The sequence below is a fragment of the Streptomyces sp. NPDC001002 genome (genome assembly GCF_053599215.1).
The window spans coordinates 39,466-63,885 of the sequence record NZ_JBSFLV010000025.1 but is presented as its reverse complement, the minus strand read 5'-3'; the positions used below and the strand labels follow the sequence as shown (position 1 = coordinate 63,885).

Sequence of the window (24,420 nt, the reverse complement as noted above, 5' to 3'; positions counted from 1 at the left end):
GCGTGCAGGGCGGTGATCGCGGGGTGAGCGGGACGCGCGCAGCCGACGCTACGCCGACGGATTCCCTGGAAGCAGCGCTTCCGCTTCTTCCCACAAGACGCTCACGGCACGCGGGTCACGTGCGCCCCCTGCCCCACGAACGTACGTCATGCGACGGACGTGCCCCCGTTCCCCCGCACGGAGTACACGACGCACCCGGGGGCGCCGTATGCCGGAAGCTGTCAGGTGTGACCGTCCGCGCGCTCGCCGCCGTCCCACCGCGCCCGCCTCATGTCGACGCGCGGCAGATGGCCCTCCGCGGCCCTGCTCGCCTCCTTCAGGGGCGTGCCCTCGGACCGGTAGTGGCCGAGGGCCTCCAGTTCGTGGCCCGGCAGCAGGACGCCGTCCGCGCGCATGACGCGCCACCACGGAACGGCACTCCCGTAGAGGGCCATCACCCGGCCGACCTGCCGGGGGCCGCCCTCCTCCAGCCACTCGGCCACGTCTCCGTACGTCATGACACGCCCGGGCGGAATCAGTTCGGTGACCTCCAGGACGCGCTCGGCGTACTCCGGCAGCGCGTCCGGGTGTTCCGGGCGGACGTCCCGCGGCAGGCTCTCCTCGCTCATCCGGCCCATCCTGCACCACGCCACCGACAATGTGACGAGCCCGCCACCGTGGGTGTCCCTCGCCCCGGAGCGGCGCATCGGGCAGACTGTGCGCCCCCGCATTTGCACCCTGATGCCCCCGTGTGTCGGTGGGGCATGCCACCATCATGCGGGCGGTGACCGGTGATACGAGATCAAGAAGAGACGATGAAGCAACAGGGTGCGCACCCGGAGGATGCGGAAAGCACCTCTGACGCTTCGTCGCGCCCGGACACCGCCGACGGCGAGGAAACGGCTCCCGAGGAGACGGCCGCCAAAGACGTCGACCGAGGCGTCCAGGACGACGCCGACTGCGTCGACGAGGTGCACAGCGAAGAGGTCGAGGGCGACGAACCGCTGCTCCCCGCGCGCGTGCACCGCCCCTCCGACCTGATGCGCCTCCTGGTGGGCGTGCTGGCCGTCGCCGTACTGCTCGCGATCGCCGCGTTCGCGCACGGCACCACCTCAGGCCTCGAACAGGACATCAACAAGGGCACCGGACAGGCGCCCGATCTGCTCATCAAGATCGCCGGTCTGGCCTCCAGCATCGCGATCCTCCTGGTGCCCGTCGCCTTCGCGATCGAGCGCCTGATCAAACGCGACGGGCTGCGCATCGCCGACGGCGTGCTCGCGGCGGTCCTCGCGCACGGTGTGACGCTCGCCACCGACCTCTGGGTCGCCAAGGCCGCCCCCGGCTCCATCCAGGAGGCGCTCACCCAGCCCTCCCCCGGCGACATCCACGCCCTCACGGACCCGGTGCACGGCTATCTCGCGCCGGTCATCGCCTACATGACGGCCGTCGGCATGTCGCGTCGGCCGCGCTGGCGCGCGGTGCTGTGGATCGTGCTGTGCCTGGACGCCTTCTCGATGCTCGTCACCGGGTACACGACGCCGTTCTCGATCATCCTGACGGTCCTGATCGGCTGGACCGTCGCCTACGGGACGCTGTACGCCGTCGGCTCACCCAACGTGCGCCCCACCGGCCGCACGCTGATGGCAGGGCTGCGGCACGTGGGCTTCCGCCCGGTGAGCGCCGCGCGCGAGGAGGTGCCGGAGACCTCCGAGACCGGCGACCGCGGCCGGCGCTACTTCGTCACCCTGGAGGACGGTCCACCCCTCGACGTGACGGTGGTCGACCGCGAGCAGCAGGCGCAGGGCTTCTTCTACCGCGCCTGGCGCAATCTGACGCTGCGCGGCTTCGCCACCCGCAGCAGCCTCCAGTCGCTGCGCCAGGCCCTGGAGCAGGAGGCGCTGCTCGCGTACGCGGCCATCGCGGCCGGTGCCAACGCGCCCAAGCTGATCGCGACCTCCGAACTGGGCCCCGACGCCGTCATGCTCATCTACGAGCACACCGGCGGACGCACCCTGGACTCGATGTCGGACGACGAGATCACCGACGAGCTGCTGCGCGACACCTGGCGCCAGGTGCAGGCCCTGCAGTCCCGGCGGATCGCGCACCGCAGGCTCGTGGGCGACGCGATCCTGGTGGATCGTTCCGGCACGGTGATCCTCACCGACCTACGGGTCGGCGAGATCGCGGCCGGCGACCTGCTGCTGCGCATGGACATCTCGCAGCTGCTGGTGACGCTCGGTCTGCGGGTGGGCGCCGAGCGCGCGGTGGCCTCCGCGGTGAGCGTGCTCGGCCCGGACGCGGTCGCCGACTGTCTGCCGATGCTGCAGCCCATCGCGCTCAGCCGGACCTCTCGCGCGACGCTGCGCAGGCTGGCCCGGGAGCGGGCCCAGCGCGAGCGTGAGGCGGTCCTGGAGGCGTCCCACCAGGACAAGCAGGCCCGCCTCGCCGCGGCCGGGCACGACCACACCACGCCCGTGCTCGAGAAGCCCGACAAGAAGGCCGTACGCGCGGAGCAGCGGGCCGAGAAGCGGGCCATCGACGACGCGCTGGAGGAGGCGCGCGAGGACGACCTGCTGACGCTGATCCGGCACGAGGTGCTGCGGATCAGGCCACAGGCTCCGGTCGAGCCGGCCCGTCTGGAGCGGGTGCGGCCTCGCACGCTGATCAGTTTCATCGCCGGTGCCATCGGCGCGTACTTCCTGCTCACGCAGCTCACCCACATCGAGCTCGGTCCACTCGTGGCCAACGCCGAGTGGGGCTGGGTCGCGGCGGCCGTGCTGTTCTCGGCGGCGAGCTACTTCGCGGCGGCGATGGCGCTGCTCGGGTTCGTGCCCGAGCGGGTGCCGTTCCTGCGGACCGTGGGGGCGCAGGTCGCCGGCTCGTTCGTGAAGATCGTCGCGCCCGCCGCGGTGGGCGGTGTCGCCCTCAACACGCGCTTCCTGCAGCGTGCGGGAGTGCGGCCCGGGCTCGCGGTGGCGAGTGTCGGCGCCTCGCAGCTGTTCGGACTCGGCTGCCACATCCTGATGCTGCTGTCCTTCGGCTATCTGACCGGCACCGAGAAGACGCCGTCGCTGTCGCCGTCCCGGACGGTCATCGCGGGTCTGCTGACGGTCGCCGTGCTCGTGCTGGTGGTCACCTCGGTGCCCTTCCTGCGCAAGTTCGTCGTCACGCGCGTGCGGTCGCTCTTCGCGGGTGTCGTGCCGCGCATGCTGGACGTGCTCCAGCGGCCGCAGAAGCTCATCACCGGCATCGGCGGCATGCTGCTGCTGACCGCCTGCTTCGTGATGTGCCTGGACGCCTCGATCCGCGCGTTCGGCCAGGAGGGGACCTCGATCAGCATCGCGAGCGTCGCGGTCGTCTTCCTCGCCGGCAACGCGCTCGGTTCCGCGGCTCCGACGCCGGGCGGTGTGGGCGCCGTCGAGGCCACCCTGACGGTCGGTCTGATCGCCGTCGGCCTCCCCAAGGAGGTCGCCGCCCCCTCCGTGCTGCTGTTCCGACTGCTGACACTGTGGCTGCCGGTGCTGCCGGGCTGGCTGGCCTTCAACCACCTCTCGCGCAAGGGCTCCCTGTAGGACGTACGCGCGCGTACGTCGCAGTCGTCATCACCTCGCGTACGCACTCGGCGTCGCCCCACGTACGCGCGCGTAGCCGCCGTACCTCGTACGGCCCGCGCCCCGAGCGCTCCACCGCGTGCGACCGCAGGATGGGACCATGCCGAACCCTCCTCGCCTGCGCGCCGCTGCCCTGACCGCCTCCGTCGTGCTGCTGTCGTCCGTACTGGCGGGCTGCGGCGGCGACGACACCAAGGACGAGGATCTGTCGGCCCAGACGCTCAGTTGGAAGGACTGCCCCGCACCGTCCCAGGCGGAGGGCGGCGGCGGTGCCCCCTCGCCGCTGCCGGGCGGCGACGAGTGGCAGTGCGCCACCCTGAAGGCGCCGCTCGACTGGGACAAGCCCAAGGGCGACACGATCGGCCTGGCGCTGATCCGGGTGAAGGCCAGCGGCGACAAGGGCAAGCGCATCGGTTCGCTCGTCTTCAACTTCGGTGGCCCCGGCGGCTCGGGCGTCACCACGCTGCCCGCCTTCGGCACGGACTACGCGAAGCTGCGCACCCGCTACGACCTGGTCAGCTTCGACCCGCGCGGAGTCGGCCGCAGCGCCCCCGTGGAGTGCGAGAACGACCAGCAGCTCGACGCGTACTTCCAGCAGGACGCGACCCCCGACGACGCCGCCGAGCGCACCGAGCTCCTGGACAACACCAAGAAGTTCAACGCGGCCTGCGAGAAGAACTCCAAGAAGGTGCTGCCCCAGGTGCGCACCACCGACGCGGCGCGCGACATGGACCTGATGCGACAGGTGCTCGGCGACACCAAGCTGCACTACTTCGGCATCTCCTACGGCACCGAACTCGGCGGTGTCTACGCCCACTTGTTCCCCAAGAACGTGGGACGCGCGGTGTTCGACGGAGTCGTCGACCCCACGCAGACCTCCGAACAGGGTTCGCTCGGCCAGGCCGAGGGCTTCCAGCTCGCGCTCGACAACTTCGCGAAGGACTGCACGTCGAAGGTCGAGGACTGCCCGGTCGGCGACACCGCGCAGGACGTCAAGGACCGCATCGCCAAGCTGCTCAAGGACCTCGACACCAAACCGATCCCCGGCATCCTCCCGCGTCAGCTGACCCAGACCGCCGCGACCAACGGCATCGCGCAGTCGCTGTACTCGAAGGACTTCTGGGAGTACCTCACCGAGGGCCTGGAGCAGGCCTACGACGGGGACGGCAGGCTCTTGATGCTGCTGTCCGACTCGATGAACGGGCGCAGCGAGAACGGCGAGTACAGCAACATCTCGGCGGCCAACATCGCCATCAACTGCGCCGACGACAAGCCCCGTTACACCGCGGACTTCGTGCAGGAGAAGCTGCCGGAGTTCCGGGCCGCCTCGCCGCTGTTCGGCGACTTCCTGGCGTGGGGCATGGTCAGCTGCACGGACTGGGCCGTGCCGGGCGCGGCCGACCATCCCGACGTGAGCGCGGCCGGCTCGGCGCCGATCCTCGTCGTGGGCAACACCGGCGACCCGGCCACGCCGTACGAGGGCGCCCGCAAAATGGTGGACGCCCTCGGCAAGGGCGTCGGCGTCGAGCTGACGTACAAGGGCCAGGGGCACGGCGCCTACGACAGCAAGAACAAGTGCGTGCAGAGCGCGGTGAACGGCTACCTGCTGGACGGGAAGGTGCCGGCGGCGGGCACCGTCTGCTCCTGACTCCAGCGATGCACGACACCGTCTGCTCCTGGCCCCGGCCGCGCCGGACACCGTCCGCTCCTGAACCCGGCCATGCCAGGCACCGTCCGCTCCGGATCCCGGCCATGCCCATCCTCCCCCAAATTCCGGGTAAACCAGCAGGTCAGAAGGTTATCCACAGGCCCCCGCAGGCCTCCGCGTGATCCGCCTACTATGGCCTGACCGCGATCGGCCTGCCGAGGCCGGCGGCTCGTGAGGGGGGAACGCACATGGCGCGACTCGTACGGTGGGCGGCGCTGGGGGCCGCCGCCGCGCTGCTGGTGGGGGGCTGCAGCGGCGGCTCGTCGTCCGACGACGGCAAGGGGGACGGGGACACCGGCGGGACCGTCTCGCCGTCGGCCGACTCTTCCGACTCCTCCGGTACGAGCGCCGCCCTGCCCTCCTCCCTGACCGCGCAGCGGCTCGACTGGGGAGGCTGCAAGGCCACCGCCGACTCCGCCGCGCCGGGCAGCGACTGGCAGTGCGCGACGCTCAAGGTGCCGCTGGACTGGTCGAAGCCGGACGGCGAGACGATCGGCCTCGCGCTGATCCGCGGCAAGTCCCGCGGCGACAAGCCCATCGGCTCGCTGCTGTTCAACTTCGGCGGTCCCGGCGGCTCGGGCGTCTCCACGCTGCCGTCGTACGCGGCCACGGCCTCCTCGCTGCGTGAGCGGTACGACCTGGTGAGCTGGGACCCGCGCGGGGTCGACCGCAGCGAGGGTGCGCGCTGCCGCGGCGACAAGGCGATCGAGGCGGCCGAAGACATCGATGCCACGCCGGACACCCCGGCCGAGGAAAAGGCGTACTTCCAGGACGCCGTCGCCTTCGGCAAGGGCTGCCAGAAGGACACCGGCAAGCTCCTGGCGCACGTGTCGACGACGGACACCGCGCGCGACATGGACCTCATGCGCCAGGTCCTCGGCGACGCGAAGATGCACTACTTCGGCATCTCGTACGGCACCGAACTGGGCGGTGTGTACGCCCACTTGTTCCCCAAGAACGTGGGACGGCTGATCCTCGACGCGGTCGTCGACCCGAGCGCCGACACCGTGGGCCACGCGGAGAACCAGACCAGAGGCTTCCAGCGCGCACTCGACGACTACCTCAAGTCGACCGGGCAGGACCCGAAGCAGGGCACCCGGAAGATCGCGGACCTGCTCGACCGGCTCGACGCGAAGCCGCTGCCGACGTCGTCGGGGCGCGAGCTCACCCAGACGCTAGCCGTCACCGGCATCGTCCTGCCGCTGTACAGCAAGGCCGGCTGGCCGACACTGACCAGCGCCCTCGACGCGGCGGAAGGCGGCGACGGCTCGGAGTTGCTGGACCTCGCAGACGGCTACAACGAACGTGACGCCTCGGGGCACTACGGCACGACGACCCACTCCCAACGGGTCATATCGTGCTTGGACGACAAGCAGCGGCCGACCGCCGAGGAGACGAAGAAGCTGCTGCCGACGTTCGAGAAGATCTCGCCCGTGTTCGGGGACTTCCTCGGCTGGGACACGGCCGGCTGGTGCCACGACTGGCCGGTGGCCGGGCAGTACGACACCCCGGAGGTGAGCGCGCCCGGCGCGGCGCCGATCCTGGTGGTCGGCAACACCGGCGACCCGGCGACACCGTACGAGGGCGCCCGGAAGATGGCCGACGAGCTGGGCAAGGGCGTCGGTGTGGAGCTCACCTGGAAGGGCGAGGGGCACGGTGCGTACGGGAGCGGGAGCGACTGTGTCGACTCCACGGTGAACGCGTATCTGCTGAAGGGGACGGTGCCGAAGGACGGCAAGGTCTGCGCCTCGTAGGGCCGTCGCTCCCGGTCCGCGCGCTCGCAGCCCGGGCACGAGTTGGGGCAACGGAAAGGGGCCCGGCACCCATGGTGCCGAGCCCCTCCCGGGAAGACGTTCGCCCAGTGGACGAGCCTGTTCGCCTAGTACACCGGCTTGTCCGGCTCGATCTGGTTGACCCAGCCGATCACGCCGCCGCCGACGTGCACGGCGTCGGAGAAGCCCGCGGACTTCAGGACCGCGAGGACCTCGGCGCTGCGGACACCCGTCTTGCAGTGCAGGACGATCTTCTTGTCCTGCGGGAGGGTCTCCAGGGCGGTGCCCATGAGGAACTCGTTCTTCGGGATCAGCTTGGCGCCCGGGATGGAGACGATCTCGTACTCGTTGATCTCGCGGACGTCGATGATCTCGATGTTCTCGCCGTCGTCGATCCACTCCTTGAGCTGCTTGGGAGTGATCGTCGAGCCGGCGGCCGCCTCCTGGGCCTCCTCGGAGACGACGCCGCAGAAGGCCTCGTAGTCGATGAGCTCGGTGACGGTCGGGTTCTCGCCGCAGACCGCGCAGTTGGGGTCCTTGCGGACCTTGACCTGGCGGTACTGCATCTCCAGGGCGTCGTAGATCATCAGGCGGCCGACGAGGGGCTCACCGATGCCGGTGAGGACCTTGATCGCCTCGGTGACCTGGATGGAGCCGACAGACGCGCACAGCACGCCCAGGACGCCGCCCTCGGCGCAGGAGGGGACCATGCCGGGGGGCGGGGGCTCCGGGTAGAGGCAGCGGTAGCACGGGCCGTGCTCGGACCAGAAGACCGAGGCCTGGCCGTCGAAGCGGTAGATCGAGCCCCACACGTACGGCTTGTTCAGCAGCACGCAGGCGTCGTTGACCAGGTAGCGGGTCGCGAAGTTGTCCGTGCCGTCGACGATCAGGTCGTACTGGCTGAAGATGTCCATCACGTTCTCGGCTTCAAGCCGCTCTTCGTGGAGGACGACGTTCACGTACGGGTTGATGCCGAGGACGGAGTCGCGCGCGGACGCCGCCTTGGAGCGGCCGATGTCGGCCTGGCTGTGGATGATCTGACGCTGCAGGTTCGACTCGTCGACCTCGTCGAACTCCACGATGCCGAGCGTGCCCACGCCCGCCGCGGCCAGGTACATCAGCGCCGGCGAGCCCAGGCCGCCGGCGCCCACACACAGCACCTTGGCGTTCTTCAGCCGCTTCTGCCCGTCCATCCCGACGTCCGGGATGATCAGGTGGCGGGAGTACCTGCGGACCTCGTCTACGGTGAGCTCAGCAGCTGGCTCGACCAGGGGTGGCAGCGACACGGGGACTCCGTTGATCGGTCAATCACTACGGTTGTTCTCCCTGTAACACTGCCATGCCCATCTTCATTCCGAGACACCCGTCCCGACCCGCGAGACGATGTCGTCCCAGTAGCCGGGCAGGGTCTCCCAGGGGTCGGCTCTTCCGCCCCGGTCCGTGCGGTCGGTGAAGTAGATCGTCGCGGCGCCCTGCCAGCGGGCGATGCGCAGCGCCTCTTCGAGGTGGGGTCCGGGCACGCCGTGGACGAAATGGCAGAAGCGTTCGGGCGGATGATCCGCGGTCCACTCGGCCACCTGCGACCAGCGGTAGTCGCTCCAGGACCCGGCGAAGGTGACCAACTGGTCCCCGCACTCGACGTACCCGGGGTGCGGGTGGGTGCCGTGGCCGAGGACGACATGCGCGTCGTCGCAGAGCGAGCGGAGCGTGCCGACGGTGCGGGCGATCTCGTGGAGCGAGGCGAGTTCGGTCGGGCAGCGGTCCACGAGGAAGCCGTCGACCCGGTACCAGTCGCGGTAGCGGTGCGCGTCGGAGATCAGCTCGCCGAAGGTGCGGGCCCCGTACGCGCTGTCGAGGTTGCCGAGGACCCGCACGCCCGCGTTGCGCAGCCGGCCCGCCGCCTCCAGACAGTGCGGGTCGGGGCGGGCGCCGGGGCCGTCGGCGACGTCGAGGACGACCCAGTGCAAGGGGGTGCCCGGGCGGGTGAGTTCGGCCCACTCGGTGGGAGCGACCAGGGGGTGGGCGTAGCCCGGGATGCCGAGCCCCGTGCGGACGTCGGTGCTCGCGGTGCCCGCCCTGGTGCTGGTCAGATACGGCATGCCGCCTCCATCCAGATGTCGGCCAGGGACTCTTCGAGGTTGATCCGGGGCCGCCAGCCGAGCCGGTCGCGCGCGGTGCGCACATCGGCCTGCTGCCAGCTGCCGCAGCCGTCCGGGTACGGGTACGCGACCGGGGAGGCATGGTCGGACTCGGTGCGGGGGTGGCCGATGCCGGTGCGCATCAAGGGGCCGGGCGGGCCGTCGAGTTCGTGCAGGGCGCCGCCGTATCCGGCCACCCGCGCGAGTGTGGCGGCGGCGTCGCGCAGCCGGACGGCACGGCCCGAGCCGATGTTGATGACGCCCTGTGCGGCGGAGAGCGAGGCCGCGTGCACGGCGCGCGCCACGTCGCGTACGTCGACGAAGTCGCGCTGGGCGCCGAGGCCGGCGAGTTTCAGCTCGCCGTCGCCGGACTGCATGGCGCGCCGCATGGCCTCGGCGAGCCGGCCGAGCGGTGAGCCGGCGGGCGTGCCGGGTCCGGCAGGTGAGAAGACCCGCAGCACGACCGCGTCCAGGCCGGAGCCGAGGACGAGTTCGGTGGCGGCGAGCTTGCTGACGCCGTACGGGCCGCCGGGGCGCGGCACGGCGTCCTCCGCGGTGGAGGAGCCGGGCTGGCTGGGGCCGTACTCGGCGCCGCAGCCGATCTGCACCAGCCGGGCGCCGCAGCCGCTGCGGCGCAGGGCCTCGCAGACGGTGGCGACGGCGACGGTGTTGTGCCGCGCGAGTTCGCGGGCGCCGCCGCGGGTGGCGCCGGCGCAGTTGACGACCACGCCGGGATGGACCGCGTCGAGGAAGCGGGTGAGGGCACCGGGGCTGCCGGACGCGAGGTCGAAGCGGACGTCGGCGTCGTCGCCGCGGCCGAGCGCGGTGAGCTGGACGGCGGGGTCGGCGAGCAGACGGTCGGCGACGAAGCGGCCCAGATAGCCGTTGGCTCCGATCAGCAGGACTCTCATCGCACGGCTCCCGGAGCCGAGGGTTCGGGTCGGGAGGTGATCATTTGGTGTTCTCCTTCAGCGAGGGTGGTGCCGTTGCCTCGGGGTCGGGCGCCCGCGGCGCGATGGGCGGTGGGCGGGGTGTGCCGGGTCAGCACGGCCGGTCGGCCGGTGCGTGGGCCGAGGCCCGGGTGAGGGTGCGGGTGGTGTGGACCAGCAGGGTCAGGGCGGCCGCCGCGCAGGCCAGGGCCGGGACGCTGCCCGGGCCCGTGGCGTCGACGAGGGCTTCCACGGGGGTGGCGAGGAAGCCGCAGCCGGGAAGGCGGGCCGCGAAGACCGTGACCAGGGCTGCCGCCTCGGCCGTGGCCGTGACGGTGAGGACGAGCGCGGGTGCATGGGTGAAGCCGTGCGTGGTGAGGAGGCGGGCGAGGAACAGGAGGGCGCCGAGGGCGAGGGCCTGGGCGTAGGCGACGGGCTGGTCCAGTGCGGTGGCGCATAGGAGGAGCAGGGCCGTCAGGGCGCACAGGAACAGGGCGAAAGTGCCGAGCAGCAGCGGCCGTACGGAGGCGGCGAAGTCCGCCAGACCACGACTGGCCGTGAGTCTTCGCCGGGCGCGCGCGGTGAAGAGGTGGGCGCTCCACGCGGCGGGGGCGCAGGCCAGGGTGAGCGCCAGGACGGGAGCCGTCGCGACGGGCCAGGGACCGTCGGCCGCGCCGGTGGGCAGGCTGTCGGGGCCGCCGCCGACGGCCGCGCTCAGGAGCCCGTCGCCGAACAGGGCGTAGGCGATGAGCCAGCACGCCCACACGCCGGTGCCGGGGGTGTGCGGGGCGGGTCGTCCCGAAGGGGTTCGGTCGGGCACGCCCAACGGGCCGCGGGCGAGCGCCGCGCGCAGACCGAGAGCCACAGCGAGAACGCCGACGACGGCCACGATCAGGCGTACCCGACCGTGAGTGAAGGGCAGGCCGATCACGGTCGCCGCGCACAGCGTGCCCGGCAGGAGGGCGAGCAGGGCCCAGCCGGCCCGCGCACCCGGGGCCGACGGGGTCTCGGGGGTCGGACGCGTGTCCTCGCCGTGGGAGGCGCGGGCGTACATCTCCTCCGCGAGCGAGAACACGTCCCGGTGCCGGAAGCGGGTCGCGGTCCGGTCGGTGACGCCGTGCGCCTCCAGCCCCGCGGCGATCTCCAGCGGGTCCACGGCTCGTTCGCACAGGTCACGGTGACGGTGCATCAGCGCCTTGACCGGGTCGGCGGCGGTGGCGCGGCGACGGGTGGCGGGGGCTTCGGTGCCGGGTGCGGTGAGTGAGGTGGGGGAGGTCGCGGCAGCGCGTACGCCGGTGAGCGCGTGTCCCGCGCTCCCGTACTCAGGGTCCGCGCCCTCGACGCCACGTCCCGCGCTCCCGTACCCAGGGTCCGCGCCCTCGTCATCACGTCCCAAGCTTCCGTACCCAGGGTCCGCGCCCCCGTCATCACGTCCCAAGCTTCCGTACCCAGGGTCCGCACCCCCGTCGCCACGTCCCACGCTTCCGTCACCACGCCCCGCGCCCTCGTCCCCGCTCCCCGCGCTTCCGTCCCCGGGGTCCGCGTCGCCGTCGGCCCACTTCCCCGAGCGTTCGTCCCATGCCCCGGGATTGGTCGGCGTGCCGGGTCGGTCCAGTTCTCCCAGGTCGCTCATCGAGCCCCCTCCGAAGCAGGCGTCGTGGCCGGTACCGTGCCCGGCGCGATGCCCGGCGTCGCCGTCGTCGCGCGGACCGGGGCGCCCGCTGCCCAGCCAGGTCCACCGCGGGCGACGACTCGGGCGGCAGGGCCTGTCCAACGGCCCGGTACATGTGCCTCGGCCGGGGCGGCGAACGGCAGCGGCTCCCCCGTGTCGTCGAGGACGACTCGGCGTACCGGTGTCTGCGAGACGATCTCCAGGTAAATGCCGTGAAATGCCGTGATGTTCTGCTCGACGGTGAACAGTTCGAGCGCCCGCGCGCGGGCGGCGGCGCCCAGGCGTGCACGGCGCTCGGGGTCGCGCAGCAGCGTCACGCACGCCTCCGCGAGCGCCCGGGGGTTGCGCGGCGGTACGACGAGCCCCGTGCCCCCGATGACCTCCACCACCGCGCCGACGTCCGTGGACACCGTCGCCCGTCCGCTGAACATGGCCTCGACGAGAGTGATCGGGAAGCCTTCGACCACGCTGGACAGCACGGTCACCGAACCGGCTGCGTACGCGTCGGCCGGCGTCGGCACCTCCGGTCCGCCGATCTCCTCGAAGGACACGGGGTTGTCGCCGACGGCGTGCATCCCGTCGGCCTCGTCGGGGAAGAGCTGCGCGGCGAGCGCCCGGCAGTGCCCCAGATAGGCCGCGCCCTCCGCGCCGACCGGCGTACCGACGATCCGCAGCCGGGTCTTCGGCTCCTCCTTGCGAATCTCGGCGAAGGCGTGCAGCAGCGACACCAGGTCCTTCGTGGGCTCGACCCGCCCGACCCACACCAGCGTGTCGGGGTCCGCGCACTCCGGGGACTCCCCCACCTCGGCGAAGTGCGTGGCGTCCATGCCCGGGTAGACCGTGCGGAGCTTGGCCCGGTCGGCGCCGCAGCGCTCCTGCCAGCGGCGGGCGTGCGTGTTGCCGGGCGTGACGATCGTGGCCCGGTCGTAGATCTCGGCGGCGAGCCTGCCGTGGAAGGCGGCGAGCAGGGACCGCACGGCGGGCGGCGCCTCGGCGGCGGCCAGGTAGTGCGTGCGCAGCCGGACCCCGTACTCGGTCACCAGCAGGGGTACGCCGAAGAAGTGGCGGGCCAGCAGCCCGGGCAGGGCGGCCGGGCCGCCGGAGGCCGCGTGGCACAGGTCGACCGAGCCGAGCCCGTCCTCCTCGCACCAGTCAAGCGAGAGGGGGCGCAAGGCGCTCTCCAACTGCGCCGCCACGGCGAGGAGATCGGGTACGCGCGCCTCACGCGCCGCACGCAGGGCGCCGGGCGCACGACAGGCGCGCTCCAGGGCGCTCACGGCGGCCTCGGAGCGCAGCGCGCCCACCAGCCCGCCCTCGTCACGGGCGAGTTCGGCGAGCCCGTACAGAGCACTGCCGAAACGGTCCGCCTGAGTGGCGGAGATCTCCTCGGAGGAACCGGAAGCATCGGAGGAGCCACTCGCGGAAGAGGCGCCGCCCGCGGAACCCGAGGAGCCGGAAGGCCCCCCGGCACTCCCCACCCCCACCCCCGCACCCGCTCCGGCCCCCGCACACAACACGGCCGCCAACTCGCCGTAGCACTCGGCGAATCGCCGCCGCGCCCGGCGCCCGTAGCTCACCCCGTCGTCCTCCGCGCCCCACAGCGGAGCCGTGCGCACCCGGCTGACCTGGGGCGGCAGTTCGACCCAGCCCTCGGCCTCCTGGCGCTCGCTGCGGCTGAGCGCGTAGATGTCGAACTCGTGCTGCCCGAGCCCGCGCACGAGCCGGTCGCACCAGAGCCTGGCATCACCGCTCACATACGGATAGCCACCCTCCGTAAGCAGTCCGATGCGCACAGGTGCACCCCCGATCTCCCGTATGGGGAGCCGCCGTTGACCCGGCGACTCGCAGCGGGACGAACGTATGCGGACAAGGCGGTGGCGCGATGGACGGTTGTCCGTCGCGCCACCAGAAGGGGTGAACGGTCGTAACTTTCCCGTGCGGATCGCGTTCGATCGCGCTAAGGGATCAAGCAGTTACGTTCCGTCAGGCCGCGGCCAGCTCTCGTCAAGCGGCGGCCAGCTCTCGTCGCGCGGCCCGCCGCCGGGCCGCGACCTGCGGATCGAGCGCCGGTACGGCGGCCAGGAGCTGCTTGGTGTACGGGTCTTGGGGGTTGTCGTACACCTCGTCGGCGGGGCCGGACTCGACGATCCGGCCGCGGCGCATCACCGCGACCCGGTCGCTCACCTGCCGCACGACGGCGAGGTCGTGCGCGATGAAGACGAGCGCGAGGCCGAGTTCGCGCTGCAACTCGCCGAGCAGGGCCACCACCTGGGCCTGAGTGGTCACGTCCAGCGCGGAGACGGGCTCGTCGCAGACGATCACGCGCGGGTCGGCCGCGAGCGCCCGCGCGATGCCCACGCGCTGGCGCTGGCCCCCGCTGAACTCGTGCGGGTAGCGGTCGTAATGCGCCCCTTCGAGGCCCACGCGCTCCAGCAGTTCCGTCACGCGCCCCCTGATCCGCTTCTCGTCCCGCTCTCCACGCGCGCGGAGCGGGTCGGCTATCGACTCGCCCACGCTGCGACGGGGGTTGAGGGAGGAGACGGGGTCCTGGAAGACCATCTGCACGGCCGGCCGCACACCCACGCGCGCGTGGCCCTCGTAGCGGACCTCCCCCGCCGTCGGCTCCAGCAGCCCGACCAGCATCCGCCCGAGGGTCGTCTTGCCGCTGCCGCTCTCACCCACGACCCCGAGGGTCTCGCCCCGCCGGATCGTCAGCGACACGTCGTCCACGGCCGTGAACGCCCGCTTCCCGCGCCCGAATTCACGCCTGAGCCCGACGGCCTCCAGGACGACACCGTCGAGCGCCTCGGCGCCCGGCACGGCCGCTCCCGCACTCTCCGCGACCCGCGGCGCGTCCACGCGCGGCACCGCCGCCAGCAGTTCACGGGTGTACGGCTGGACGGGCGCCCCCAGGACCTCGGCGATCGCCCCGTGTTCCACCACGCGCCCGTGCCGCATGACGAGCACGTCGTCGACGCTCTCGGCGGCGACGCCCACGTCGTGCGTGACGAGCAGCAGTCCCATGCCGGTCTCCTCGCGCAGCGTGTGCAGCAGGTCGAGGATCTGGGCCTGGACGGTGACGTCGAGCGCGGTGGTCGGCTCGTCGGCGATCAGCAGGTCGGGCTCGCAGGCGAGCGCCATCGCGATGAGCGCGCGCTGACGCATACCGCCGCTGAACTCGTGCGGACGCGACCGCGACCGGCGCTGCGCGTCCGGAATTCCAACTCGCTCCAGCACCTCCACCGCACGCGCGCGTGCCGCTCGCCGCGACACGCGCGTGTGCACGCGGTACACCTCGGCGATCTGGTCGCCGATCGCGTAGTACGGATCGAGCGAGGACAGCGGGTCCTGGAAGACCATCGCGGCCTTCGCACCGCGCAGCCGCCGCAGTTCGTCGTCGGACGCCTGCTGTACGTCGACGCCGGCGACCTCGATCGAGCCGCCGACCCGCGCGCCCGTACCGCGATGCAGCCCCAATAGGGCCGAGGCGACAGTGGACTTGCCGGAGCCGGACTCGCCGACCAGGGCGACCGCGGCCCCCTGCGCCAGGCTGAAGGAGAGACCGTCGACGGCCCGCAGGTCGCCGAACTCGACGGACAGGTCCGTGACTTGGACGAGATTCACGTCGACAACACTCGGACTCACGTCCGCACCACCCGTACTCACGTCCCTACCACCCGCACTCACGTCAGTACCACCCGTCGGTCGGCCAGCGCGTACAGCACGTCCGCGACAGCGTTGGCGAGGACCACGAAGAACCCGATGACCAGGACCATGCCGACGACGACCGGCAGATCGACCACGTCGACGGCGTGGACGAGTTCCTGGCCGATGCCGGGGAGCCCGAAGAGGGTCTCGGTGAGGACCGCGCCGCCGATCGCCGAGCCGACGTTGTTGGCGTTCAGCGCGATGACGGGCGCCAGCGCGCCGCGCAGGGCGTGCCGTCCGACGATCGTCCGCTCGGCGACTCCGTAGGCCCGGAAGGTGCGGATGTGGTCCTCGGCCAGCGTCTCCAGCATCGACGCCCTGGTCATCCGGGCGAAGGCCGCGGCCTCGATGAGGGCGAGCGAGAGCCAGGGCAGCAGAAGGTTCCACGCCCACTGTTCGGGATCGTCGGTGAACTTCACGTACTGCGGGAAGGGCAGGAGTTGCAGCTCGCCGCAGACGACGATCATCAGGACGAGGCCGATGACGAAGACCGGGGTGGCCCAGCCGGCCAGGGTCAGGGCGGTCAGCAGCCGCTCGGTGAACCGGCCGCGCCGCCAGGCGGAGAGCACGCCGGTGCCGACGCCCAGGATCAGCCACAGGACCATCGCGCCGAGCACGAGCGAGAGGCTCACCGGGAGCTTGGTCAGGATGATGTCCATGACCTGCTGGTCGCTCTGGTACGAGAGTCCGAGGCAGGGCGCCGAGCAGTGCTCCACCGAGGTGCCCGTGGAGTAGTCCTGGCCGGCGACCAGACCCAGCAGGAAGTGCCAGTAGCGCACGTACAGCGGGTCGTCGAGCTTGAGTTGCTGGGCGACCTGGTGCACCTGTTCCGGGGAGCAGCGCGGGCCGCAGGTGATCTGGGCGACGTTGCCGGGGGTGGCGTAGAAGACGACGTAGACGATCACCGAGATGGCCAACAGGGTCACCACGGTGCCGACGGCGCGGCGCAGGACGAAGCCTCCGAAGCCGCTCATGCGGAACCCTCCTTGCCGGCCTCGGACGCGGTCGCGGCCCGGCCGGCCTCGGACGCGCCCTTGCGTGCCGCACCCTGCGCCTTGCCTGCCGCACCTTCCGTCCTGCCTGCCGCACCTTCCGTCCTGCCGGCCTTCGCCTCGCGCTTGCGGCCCGTGCCCACGCTCAACCGCGAGGCGGCGCGCGGGTCCAGGGCGATACGGACGCCGTCGCCGAGGACGGTCAGCGCGAGCACGGTCACGAACAGCGCGCCGGCGGGGAGCAGCAGGTACTGCGGGGCCGCCTGGTACCAGACGTCGGCCGCGGTGAGCATCTGCCCCCAGGACGGTGTCGGCGGCTTGACGCCGACACCGAGGAAGGACAGGGCCGCCTCGACGCTGATGTTGACCGGCATGAGGATCGCCGCGTAGGTGATGACCGGCGCGGCGAGTCCGGGCAGCAGTTCCCTGCGGGCGATCCGCCAGGTGCCCCAGCCGCTGAGTCGGGCGGCGGAGACGTAGTCGAGTCCCTTGAGGGTGAGCGTCTGGGCGCGCACGATCTTCGCGATGTTGCCCCACGCGATGAACCCGATGACCAGGGTGACCAGGACGGGCCGCGGGAAGCTCGACGGGACGATCGCGAGCAGTGCCAATGCCATGATCATCAAGGGCATGGCGACAAAGATGTCCGTGATCCGGCTCAACAGTTGATCAACCCATCCACTGCCGAGCGCGGCGGCGATGCCCATCACGACACCCACGAGGATCTGGATCACGGTCGCGGCGAACGCGACCCCCAGGGAGACGCGGGCCCCGTAGGCCAGCCGCGCGAACAGATCGCGCCCGGTCTGCGGTTCGAGGCCCAGCCAGTGGTCGCCGCTGATCCCGCCGAACGACCCGATCGGCACACCTCCGCGCGCGGAGTCGATGAGCGAGGGGTGGTAGGTGGTCGGGTCCTGGCCCTCGATCGCCGTGAGCAGCGGCGCGGCGAGCGCGACCAGGACCAGCAGCGCGACGACGGCCGCCGCGACGAGGGCGGCGCGCTGTGTGCGCAGCCGCCGCCAGAACTGACGGGCCCCCGAGACCCCCGGGACGGGTTCGATGCCCGTCCCGGGGGTCTCGGCGGCGACAAGTGCCTCGCTCACGGCGCTACTTGACCGCGACCTGCGAGATGTCCAGCACACCGGTCCAGTCGCTGATCACGACGTTCTTGATGTCCTGGCCGACCAGTCGCTTGTAGACGGGGTGGAACAGCGGCACGGTGAGCGCCTGCTCGCCGATCTTCTTGTCCAGTGCACCCCACCTCTTGGCGGCAGCGTCAAGATCGGTCAACTTGTTGATCGCGTCAATCTCGGCATTGACCGACTTGTCGTTCAACAGGCCGTTGTTGAAGTTGGATCCATCCTTGACGATCTGCCGGCCGTCGAAGATCGGGGCGAGGAAGGGACCGCCGGAGGGCCAGTCGGCACCCCAGTGGGCGAGGAAGAAGCCGGGCTCGGTCTTCACGTTGTGGATCTTGTCCCGGTAGTCGTTGTCCTCCAGGCCCTGCAGCTTGACCGTGATGCCGGCCTTCTTGAGCGCGTCCTGGATCGCGGTCGCGATCTCGGGGCTGGTCTCGAAGTCCTTGCTGTTGGAGTGGGTCAGCGTGACGGTGAGCCCCTTCGGGTAACCGGCCTCCTTCAGCAGCTCCTTGGCCTTGGCCGCGCTGCCGGTCTCCCCCGCAGGGAAGAGGTCGTACGGCGTGTAGCCGAAGGACTTCTGGTTCGGCAGGAAGGTCGTCGCGGACTCGGCCAGCGCGGAACCGCCGGCCGCGTTGATCACCGAGGACCGGTCGATGGCGTACGAGACCGCCTCGCGCACCTTGGCGTTGTCGAACGGCTTCACCGTCGGGTTGAAGGCGATGTAGTTCGTGTAGCCGAAGTGCCCGGTGCCGACGCGCGCGGCCAATTCCTTGTCGCCGGACACCTTGGCGAGCTCGGCCGGACCGAGGTTGGTGTCCGTGGTGACCGCGGTCGCGTCCGCCCCTTGGGACGCCGACAGCCGCTGGTTGATCACGGAGGAGTCGAGCCCCGACCGTACGTCGATCTTGTCCGGGTACGCCTTGCGCTCGTCGTCGACGGAGGCCGACCAGTACGTGTTGCGCTCCAGGACGAGGTGCTCACCGTCGTTCTCGTTCGTGACCACCTTGTAGGGGCCGGACGAGACCGGGTGCTCCTCGTACTTCGTGCCGGTGTCCTTGGCCTTGGGGACGGGCGTGAACTGCGTCTGCGTGGCCAGGTACGGGAACTCGCCCTCGGGCTTGTTCAGGTGGAACACGATGGTGCTGCTGTCCGGCGTCTCGATCGCCGACAGGCCCTTCTTGTCCTTGTAGGGCCCCTGGTAGTCGGCCGCGCCGACCAGCCAGTCCCGCAGGTAGGGCGCACCGCCGGACAGCTCGGGCGCGAAGGACCGCTCGATGCCGTACTTGATGTCCGCGGACGTGATCGCCGTACCGTCCTCGTACTTGAGGCCCTTCTTCAAGGTGTACGTCCACACGGTCGCGTCCTTGTTGGGGCGCCCGGTGTCGGTGGCGAGGTCCGGGACGACCTTCGCGCCGGCCGCGCCGTTCTCGCGGTTGCGGGTGGTGAGCGTACGGAAGACCAGGGACGGGACGTTGCCGCCGCCCGAGGTGTACAGGCGGGCCGGGTCGAAGTCCTGCTGCGGGTCGGAGTTCAGGACCGTGAGCGTGCCGCCCTTGTGCGGCGTGGAGTCACCGCCACCGGAGCCCTTGGCATCGTTGTCGTCCGGTCCGCAGGCGGCGACACCCGCTGCCAGAACCAGGCCTACGGATGCCGCGACCACTCTGCGGCTTTTTGCGGACGGTTGACGCATCGGAATGACGACCTCTCGGGTGACTCGAACCGCATGGCTCGAATGGTGAGACGGATTGACGAGGGGTGAGACGGAAGTGAACAGACGTCTGCCCGGGCGTCAGGTCGTCGAGAGGCCGTGACCGGGTCACGGCGGAGAAGAGAGATCGCGACGCGAACGCCCAGGGGCGAGCGTCAGCGACAGTGGATGTCGGCCACGCAGAGCGGGGTCACGCCGATGAGCGCCAGCTCGATGGCGGCGCTGTTCTCGACGGATTGACTAGACCACATGCGCAGCAATATGTATGACCAATCAACGCATGTCAATGTGACATAAGCACCACCGGTCGACCCGTGCGTCAACTTCCGGGGTACGCCCAGGGGTTGGGCAGACAGTGGATCCCGTCATGGTCCAGGAACTTGGTCTGCTGCTGCATCACCGGCGCGAGCTGGCCGTTCTTGTCACAGGTCACATGGTGGTAGCCCAGCCGGTGACCCACCTCATGGTTGATCAACATCTGCCGGTAGGCGTGAATCTCGTCACCGTAGGTCGTCGACCCCTGTGCCCATCTGTATGCGTTGATCATCACTCGCTCGGTGGAGGCCGAGTCGCAGGAGACGTTGTCCTCGGTGGTGTCCAGACCTGACTTGGCGCACCACTCGGCGGTCGTACCGGGGCTGGCGAGCGTGATCACGAAGTCCGGCTCGCCGGAGTAGACGCGCTCGAAGGTACGCGCGCCGTTGTGCGCCCAGCTCCGGTCGTCGTTGAGCGTCTTCTGCACTGCGTCGGCGAACAGCTCCCCGTCGAGCCCGAGCCCCTGCTCCACGTCCACGCGATACGTGTACTTCTGCCCCTTGCCGGGCGCCTTGGCGATCCCCGGGATCGCGTCGAACTTCCCCGACCCCTTGAGCTTGGCGCCCAGCGGGTACTTCTTGTCCATCTTCTGCGTGTACGTCAACGTCGCCACGCTCGGCGACGAGGACGGCGTCGGCCGCCCGTCCCCGCGCGAGGAGGAGTCCCGGGCGTCCCGCCCCTGATCCGTGGCCGCCTGCGTCCGTACGCCCTCGTCGTCCCGTCCGTCCGCGACCTGCCCGGCGACCACAACGGCCAGCACGGTGACGACCGCGGCTGCCGCGATCCCGGTGAAGGCCCGCCCCTTGGCGCCCTTGGCTGTCGCGGGCACACCGGTCGGCGGCGCGCCCTCGTCGTCGGCGTCGGTCTCGGAGGGGACGCCGACGCCGGTACGGCGGTCCCACTCGGTGCCGGAGTCGTAGAGGTCTGTCGCGGTTCGGCCGCGCGGCGCGAAGACGTCGTCGTCCTCACCGAAGGCGTCGACGTAGTCCTGCCGCGCACCGCCCGAGGGCGCCTGTCGCCGCCGCGGCGCGGCAGCACCGGCCCCCGGCGCACCCGCGCCCCTCAACTCGCCCCACCCGCCACCTGATTCACGCTGCTGCGGGTGCCCCCCACGTACCTGGGGGAAACCGTGCGCGGGGGTCCCATCGGGAAGCCGAGGCACTCCACGCGCGGGCGTGCCGTCGGGAAGCCGCGGAAAACCGTGGGCGGGCGTCCCGTCGGGGAGGCGAGGGAAGCCGTGCGCAGGGGTGCCGTCGGGAAGCCGGGGAAAACCGTGTGCGGGCGTCCCGTCAGGAAGGCGAGGGAACCCGTGCGCAGGCGTCCCGTCCGGAAGCCGGGGGAACCCATGTGCAGGCGTCCCGTCCGGGAAGCGGGGTACTCCGCGCGCGGGCGTCCCGTCGGCGGCCCGCGGAAAGCCGTGGGCCGGCGTCCCGTCAGCCATCCGCGCCGCTCCGCTCCGACCGCCCGGACCGCCCGAGCCCTGCCACTGACCCTGCTGTTGCTGACCCTGCGGTTGCTGTTGCCCTCGCTGCGGTCCTTGCTGACCCTGCTGTTGCCGCTGCCCCCGCTGCTGTCCTTGCTGAGGCCAACCGCCGCCTTGCTGAGGCCGGCCACCCTGCTGCCACGCCCCGGGAGCCGTCCCGGAAACCGGACCGTCCCCGCGCCGAGGCCCCGGCACCTGAGGCACCGCACCGGAACCGGGCCCCCGGCCCGCACCCGCCCCGGTCCCCGAAGCCGTACGCGGCCACTGCCGTTGCCGTCCCTGTTCCCGCGACTGACCCTGCTGCTGCCCCTGTTGGGAAGCCGCGCCCGGCCCCCCGCCCGCGGCAGCGGCGGGTCCGGCCCCGGACTCCGATCGCGCCGTCCGAGCACCTCGCCCCGCGCCTATGTCGGCGGCCTCGCCCTTGGCAAGACCGCGACGGCTGTGGCGTCCCACGTCCCCCCTCAGCTCCTCGCGCTCTCGCCGACTCCGTCACCCTCGCCGGCCACCTTCGCACGCCCCGTCCTCGAACCCACAGTCCTGGAGCGCTCGGGTTTCGCGCTCTCGCCGGCAGCGTCGTCCTTGACGTCACCGTCACCCCGCCCGGCGACTGACGAGCCGTCGGCGACACCAGCACCGTAGGCACCAGGAGCCCCACCGGCCAAGTCGCCCCGCGTGTCCGAGGGCACCGACTCCCCCGTATCGGCGAGCAGTTCGCAGAAGCTCCGGGCCACCAGCTCCGGGTACTCCATCATCGCCACGTGCCCGGCGTCGGGCAGGCTGAGCAGGCGGGAGTCGCGGAAGGTGCGGGCCGCCTTGCGGGCCATGCGGTAGCCGACGAGCTGGTCACGGCCGCCGTAGACGAGCAGGGTGGGCGCGAGGACGCGTTCGGCCTGGCGCCACAGCCCGTGCTGGCCGCCCAGCGTGTACGCGTTGACGATCCCGCGCGCGGAGCGGGTCATCGCGTCCCAGAAGTACGGCAGTTGCAGCCGCCGCTCCATCTCCTCCACGGCGTCGTGGAGCCCTTCCGGCGTCACCATCCCGGGGTCGCCGTAACACAGCGTCAGAACGCCGTGGACGCGCTGCTCCGCCGTCCACTCCCGGGTGAGCCGGGTGAACAGCCCGGTCACCCCGGGCAGCGCCATCAGCACCGTCGGCACGGCGCTGCGCTGGACGCGGATCTCGGGCAGCGCCGGCGACACGAGGGTCAGCGTGCGCACCAGGTCGGGTCGGAGCGCCGCCACGCGCGTGGTGACCGCGCCGCCGAGCGAGTTGCCGAAGAGGTGCACGGGACCGCGCCCGGCCGCGTCGAGGTAGCGGATCACCGCGCGCGCGTGCCCGGTGATCGAGTAGTCGCCGTCGTCCGGCGGCGGGGAGTCGCCGAAGCCCGGCAGATCGAGGGCCTCGCCGTCGACGACGCCTTCCAGGCTCTGCATCAGCGCCGACCAGTTCTGTGAGGAACCGCCCAGGCCATGGACGTAGAGCGCGGGCGGCAGCCCCTGGCGGGCGGGGGGTCGCGAACGGATCGTCAGCGTGATCCCCGGCAGCCCGACCGATCTGAGCCGCTCGCCGTCCGCGACCCTGACGGGAGACACCTTCGGGAGCACATTGGTCGCCGGCACGGACGGCGGCTCGGTCGAAGACATGCGGCAATGTTACGAGACGATCACGCAGAGGCCTGTGTGTTCGCCGTCACAGATCGCACGCACGGTCGCATAGCGTCCGGATCCGGTGTCTCCTACGCTCGTGAAGAGGGCACCCGCTTGTAGCCCCTGCTTCTTCCGGGGACATTCGTAGGAAGGGAGCCCACCATGGCCATCGACCCCACCGATCCCGAGACATTCGAGGACGAGCGCGCCGAGGAAGCCACGGAGATCGACGTGGAGGCACCGGAGGCGGACGCGGCGGAGCAGTACGCCGATGTCGTGCCCGACCGCGACGAGCCGCTGGAGGACGCCGACCAGGCCAGGGCGGCCGAGGCCGACCTGATCGAACAGCGCCGGGTCGTCTCGCTCGACGAGGACGACTACCGCTGAAGACAACGAAGCCGACGGCTTCCGACCGGGCGGAAGAGGCTCTTCTGCCCACACCGAAGAGGTCCGAAACCGCCTTTTCGGGTATCACCACGGTCCCGTCCGTGAAATTCTGCGCTCGCACCGCGCACACCACGGTTACCGAAAAGTACGATGGCGGCGCGGCGCTCACCGCAAGAGGACGACTTTGGGAGGCGGCGTGACAGCCATCGAGCAGACAGAGGCCGCGCGCCCGAGGGGTACGCGCCTGCCGCGCCGTGCCCGACGGAACCAGCTGCTGGGCGCCGCGCAGGAAGTGTTCGTGGCGCAGGGCTACCACGCGGCGGCGATGGACGACATCGCCGAGCGGGCGGGCGTCAGCAAGCCGGTGCTCTACCAGCACTTCCCCGGCAAACTCGACCTCTACCTGGCACTTCTCGACCAGCACTGCGAGTCGCTGATCCAGTCGGTACGCGTGGCGCTCGCGTCGACGACCGACAACAAGCAGCGCGTCCGCGCGACGATGGACGCCTATTTCGCGTACGTCGAGGACGACGGCGGCGCCTTCCGCCTGGTCTTCGAGTCGGACCTGACGAACGAGCCCGCCGTGCGCGAGCGCGTGGACAAGGTCACGAACGAGTGCGCCGAGGCGATCTGCGAGGTCATCGCCGAGGACACCGGACTCTCCCAGGCGGAGTCGATGCTGCTGGCCTCCGGGCTCGGCGGGCTCGCCCAGGTGGTGGCCCGCTCCTGGCTGCACAGCGACCGCAGCGTCCCGCGCGACCAGGCGGTGCAACTGCTGACCTCGCTGGCCTGGCGCGGTATCGCGGGCTTCCCGCTGCACGGCACCGACCAGCACCACTGACGCCACTGCGGCCCCGGGCGGCCGTTTGTTCCCGTCCGTTGTTCGCTCCTGGCGTTGGGGCGCGGACCGTGCACGTCCCCTCACCGGGCTAATGTGTGCTGGGTAGGGCGCGGACAGGTCGCGCACTTCATGACCGTCGGAGGGACATAGCCGTGGAGGTCAAGATCGGCGTGCAGCACGCGCCCCGCGAGATCGTTCTGGAGAGCGGTCAGAGTGCCGAGGAGGTCGAGCGGATCGTGGCCGAGGCACTGGCCGGGAAGTCGCAGCTGCTGACCCTCGTGGACGAGCACGGCCGCAAGGTCCTCGTCCCGGCCGAGCGACTCGCCTACGTCGAGCTGGGTGAGGCGGCCCCGCGCAAGGTGGGCTTCGGCGCGCTCTAGGCACACGCGAAA

General features: G+C 71.2%; 19 protein-coding genes. 6 read left to right on the top strand and 13 right to left on the bottom strand.

Annotated features, from left to right (window positions below; translation table 11 throughout):
- Window positions 1-221 precede the first annotated feature (221 nt).
- Complete coding sequence (locus ACWDR3_RS14350; RefSeq protein ID WP_450352773.1) at window positions 222-608, bottom strand: MGMT family protein; 387 nt, start codon at window positions 606-608, stop codon at window positions 222-224.
- 186 nt (window positions 609-794) lie between these two features.
- Here ACWDR3_RS14350 and ACWDR3_RS14345 point away from each other — a divergent pair, with 186 nt between their 5' ends.
- The 3 genes from ACWDR3_RS14345 to ACWDR3_RS14335 all read left to right on the top strand — a co-directional run bounded on the left by ACWDR3_RS14345 (window position 795) and on the right by ACWDR3_RS14335 (window position 7,052).
- A complete protein-coding gene (locus ACWDR3_RS14345; protein WP_450352772.1) occupies window positions 795-3,551 on the top strand; it encodes a lysylphosphatidylglycerol synthase transmembrane domain-containing protein in 2,757 nt (918 codons plus the stop codon).
- Between the two features lie 139 nt (window positions 3,552-3,690).
- Entirely contained in the window at window positions 3,691-5,238 is a 1,548-nt protein-coding gene (locus tag ACWDR3_RS14340; protein ID WP_450352771.1) for an alpha/beta hydrolase, read from the top strand.
- 248 nt (window positions 5,239-5,486) lie between these two features.
- The gene (locus tag ACWDR3_RS14335) at window positions 5,487-7,052 is read left to right on the top strand and encodes an alpha/beta hydrolase (protein ID WP_450352770.1); all 1,566 of its coding nucleotides are present in this window, start codon (window positions 5,487-5,489) and stop codon (window positions 7,050-7,052) included.
- 125 nt (window positions 7,053-7,177) lie between these two features.
- On the opposite strand, the gene moeZ is transcribed toward ACWDR3_RS14335, so the two are convergent.
- From moeZ to ACWDR3_RS14275, 12 genes are all read right to left on the bottom strand, one after another.
- Window positions 7,178-8,356 carry an adenylyltransferase/sulfurtransferase MoeZ gene (gene moeZ, locus ACWDR3_RS14330; RefSeq protein WP_402352065.1) on the bottom strand — a complete coding sequence of 393 codons (1,179 nt, stop codon included), beginning with the start codon at window positions 8,354-8,356 and terminating at the stop codon, window positions 7,178-7,180.
- A 63-nt stretch (window positions 8,357-8,419) separates the two neighbouring features.
- The gene (locus ACWDR3_RS14325) at window positions 8,420-9,169 is read right to left on the bottom strand and encodes a spherulation-specific family 4 protein (protein WP_450352769.1); all 750 of its coding nucleotides are present in this window, start codon (window positions 9,167-9,169) and stop codon (window positions 8,420-8,422) included.
- Window positions 9,157-10,119 carry an NAD-dependent epimerase/dehydratase family protein gene (locus ACWDR3_RS14320; protein WP_450352768.1) on the bottom strand — a complete coding sequence of 321 codons (963 nt, stop codon included), beginning with the start codon at window positions 10,117-10,119 and terminating at the stop codon, window positions 9,157-9,159. The genes ACWDR3_RS14325 and ACWDR3_RS14320 overlap by 13 nt, the downstream gene beginning before the upstream one ends.
- Before the next feature lie 130 nt (window positions 10,120-10,249).
- The gene (locus tag ACWDR3_RS14315) at window positions 10,250-11,770 is read right to left on the bottom strand and encodes a hypothetical protein (protein ID WP_450352767.1); all 1,521 of its coding nucleotides are present in this window, start codon (window positions 11,768-11,770) and stop codon (window positions 10,250-10,252) included.
- Window positions 11,767-13,602 carry a DUF3492 domain-containing protein gene (locus ACWDR3_RS14310; protein ID WP_450352766.1) on the bottom strand — a complete coding sequence of 612 codons (1,836 nt, stop codon included), beginning with the start codon at window positions 13,600-13,602 and terminating at the stop codon, window positions 11,767-11,769. Before ACWDR3_RS14310 ends, ACWDR3_RS14315 begins: the two co-directional genes overlap by 4 nt.
- Window positions 13,603-13,813: 211 nt before the next feature.
- Window positions 13,814-15,433, bottom strand: a complete 1,620-nt coding sequence (locus ACWDR3_RS14305; RefSeq protein WP_450352797.1) for a dipeptide ABC transporter ATP-binding protein — start codon at window positions 15,431-15,433, stop codon at window positions 13,814-13,816.
- A gap of 59 nt (window positions 15,434-15,492) precedes the next feature.
- Window positions 15,493-16,491, bottom strand: coding sequence for an ABC transporter permease (locus ACWDR3_RS14300; protein WP_450352765.1), 999 nt, complete (start codon window positions 16,489-16,491; stop codon window positions 15,493-15,495).
- Window positions 16,488-17,612: an ABC transporter permease gene (locus tag ACWDR3_RS14295; RefSeq protein ID WP_450352764.1), complete on the bottom strand. Its 1,125-nt coding sequence runs from the start codon at window positions 17,610-17,612 to the stop codon at window positions 16,488-16,490. The genes ACWDR3_RS14300 and ACWDR3_RS14295 overlap by 4 nt, the downstream gene beginning before the upstream one ends.
- 4 nt (window positions 17,613-17,616) lie before the next feature.
- Window positions 17,617-19,338 carry an ABC transporter substrate-binding protein gene (locus ACWDR3_RS14290; RefSeq protein WP_450352763.1) on the bottom strand — a complete coding sequence of 574 codons (1,722 nt, stop codon included), beginning with the start codon at window positions 19,336-19,338 and terminating at the stop codon, window positions 17,617-17,619.
- Between the two features lie 173 nt (window positions 19,339-19,511).
- Window positions 19,512-19,607: an Ms4533A family Cys-rich leader peptide gene (locus tag ACWDR3_RS14285; RefSeq protein ID WP_401713139.1), complete on the bottom strand. Its 96-nt coding sequence runs from the start codon at window positions 19,605-19,607 to the stop codon at window positions 19,512-19,514.
- Between the two features lie 68 nt (window positions 19,608-19,675).
- A complete protein-coding gene (locus ACWDR3_RS14280; protein ID WP_450352762.1) occupies window positions 19,676-21,112 on the bottom strand; it encodes a DUF3152 domain-containing protein in 1,437 nt (478 codons plus the stop codon).
- Between the two features lie 503 nt (window positions 21,113-21,615).
- Window positions 21,616-22,797: an alpha/beta fold hydrolase gene (locus tag ACWDR3_RS14275; RefSeq protein WP_450352761.1), complete on the bottom strand. Its 1,182-nt coding sequence runs from the start codon at window positions 22,795-22,797 to the stop codon at window positions 21,616-21,618.
- 165 nt (window positions 22,798-22,962) lie between these two features.
- On the opposite strand from ACWDR3_RS14275, the gene ACWDR3_RS14270 reads away from it, so the two are divergent.
- The 3 genes from ACWDR3_RS14270 to ACWDR3_RS14260 all read left to right on the top strand — a co-directional run bounded on the left by ACWDR3_RS14270 (window position 22,963) and on the right by ACWDR3_RS14260 (window position 24,408).
- Window positions 22,963-23,187 carry a hypothetical protein gene (locus ACWDR3_RS14270; RefSeq protein ID WP_450352760.1) on the top strand — a complete coding sequence of 75 codons (225 nt, stop codon included), beginning with the start codon at window positions 22,963-22,965 and terminating at the stop codon, window positions 23,185-23,187.
- 196 nt (window positions 23,188-23,383) lie between these two features.
- The gene (locus ACWDR3_RS14265) at window positions 23,384-24,028 is read left to right on the top strand and encodes a TetR/AcrR family transcriptional regulator (RefSeq protein WP_123997902.1); all 645 of its coding nucleotides are present in this window, start codon (window positions 23,384-23,386) and stop codon (window positions 24,026-24,028) included.
- A gap of 152 nt (window positions 24,029-24,180) precedes the next feature.
- Window positions 24,181-24,408, top strand: coding sequence for a DUF3107 domain-containing protein (locus ACWDR3_RS14260; protein WP_123997903.1), 228 nt, complete (start codon window positions 24,181-24,183; stop codon window positions 24,406-24,408).
- Window positions 24,409-24,420 lie beyond the last annotated feature (12 nt).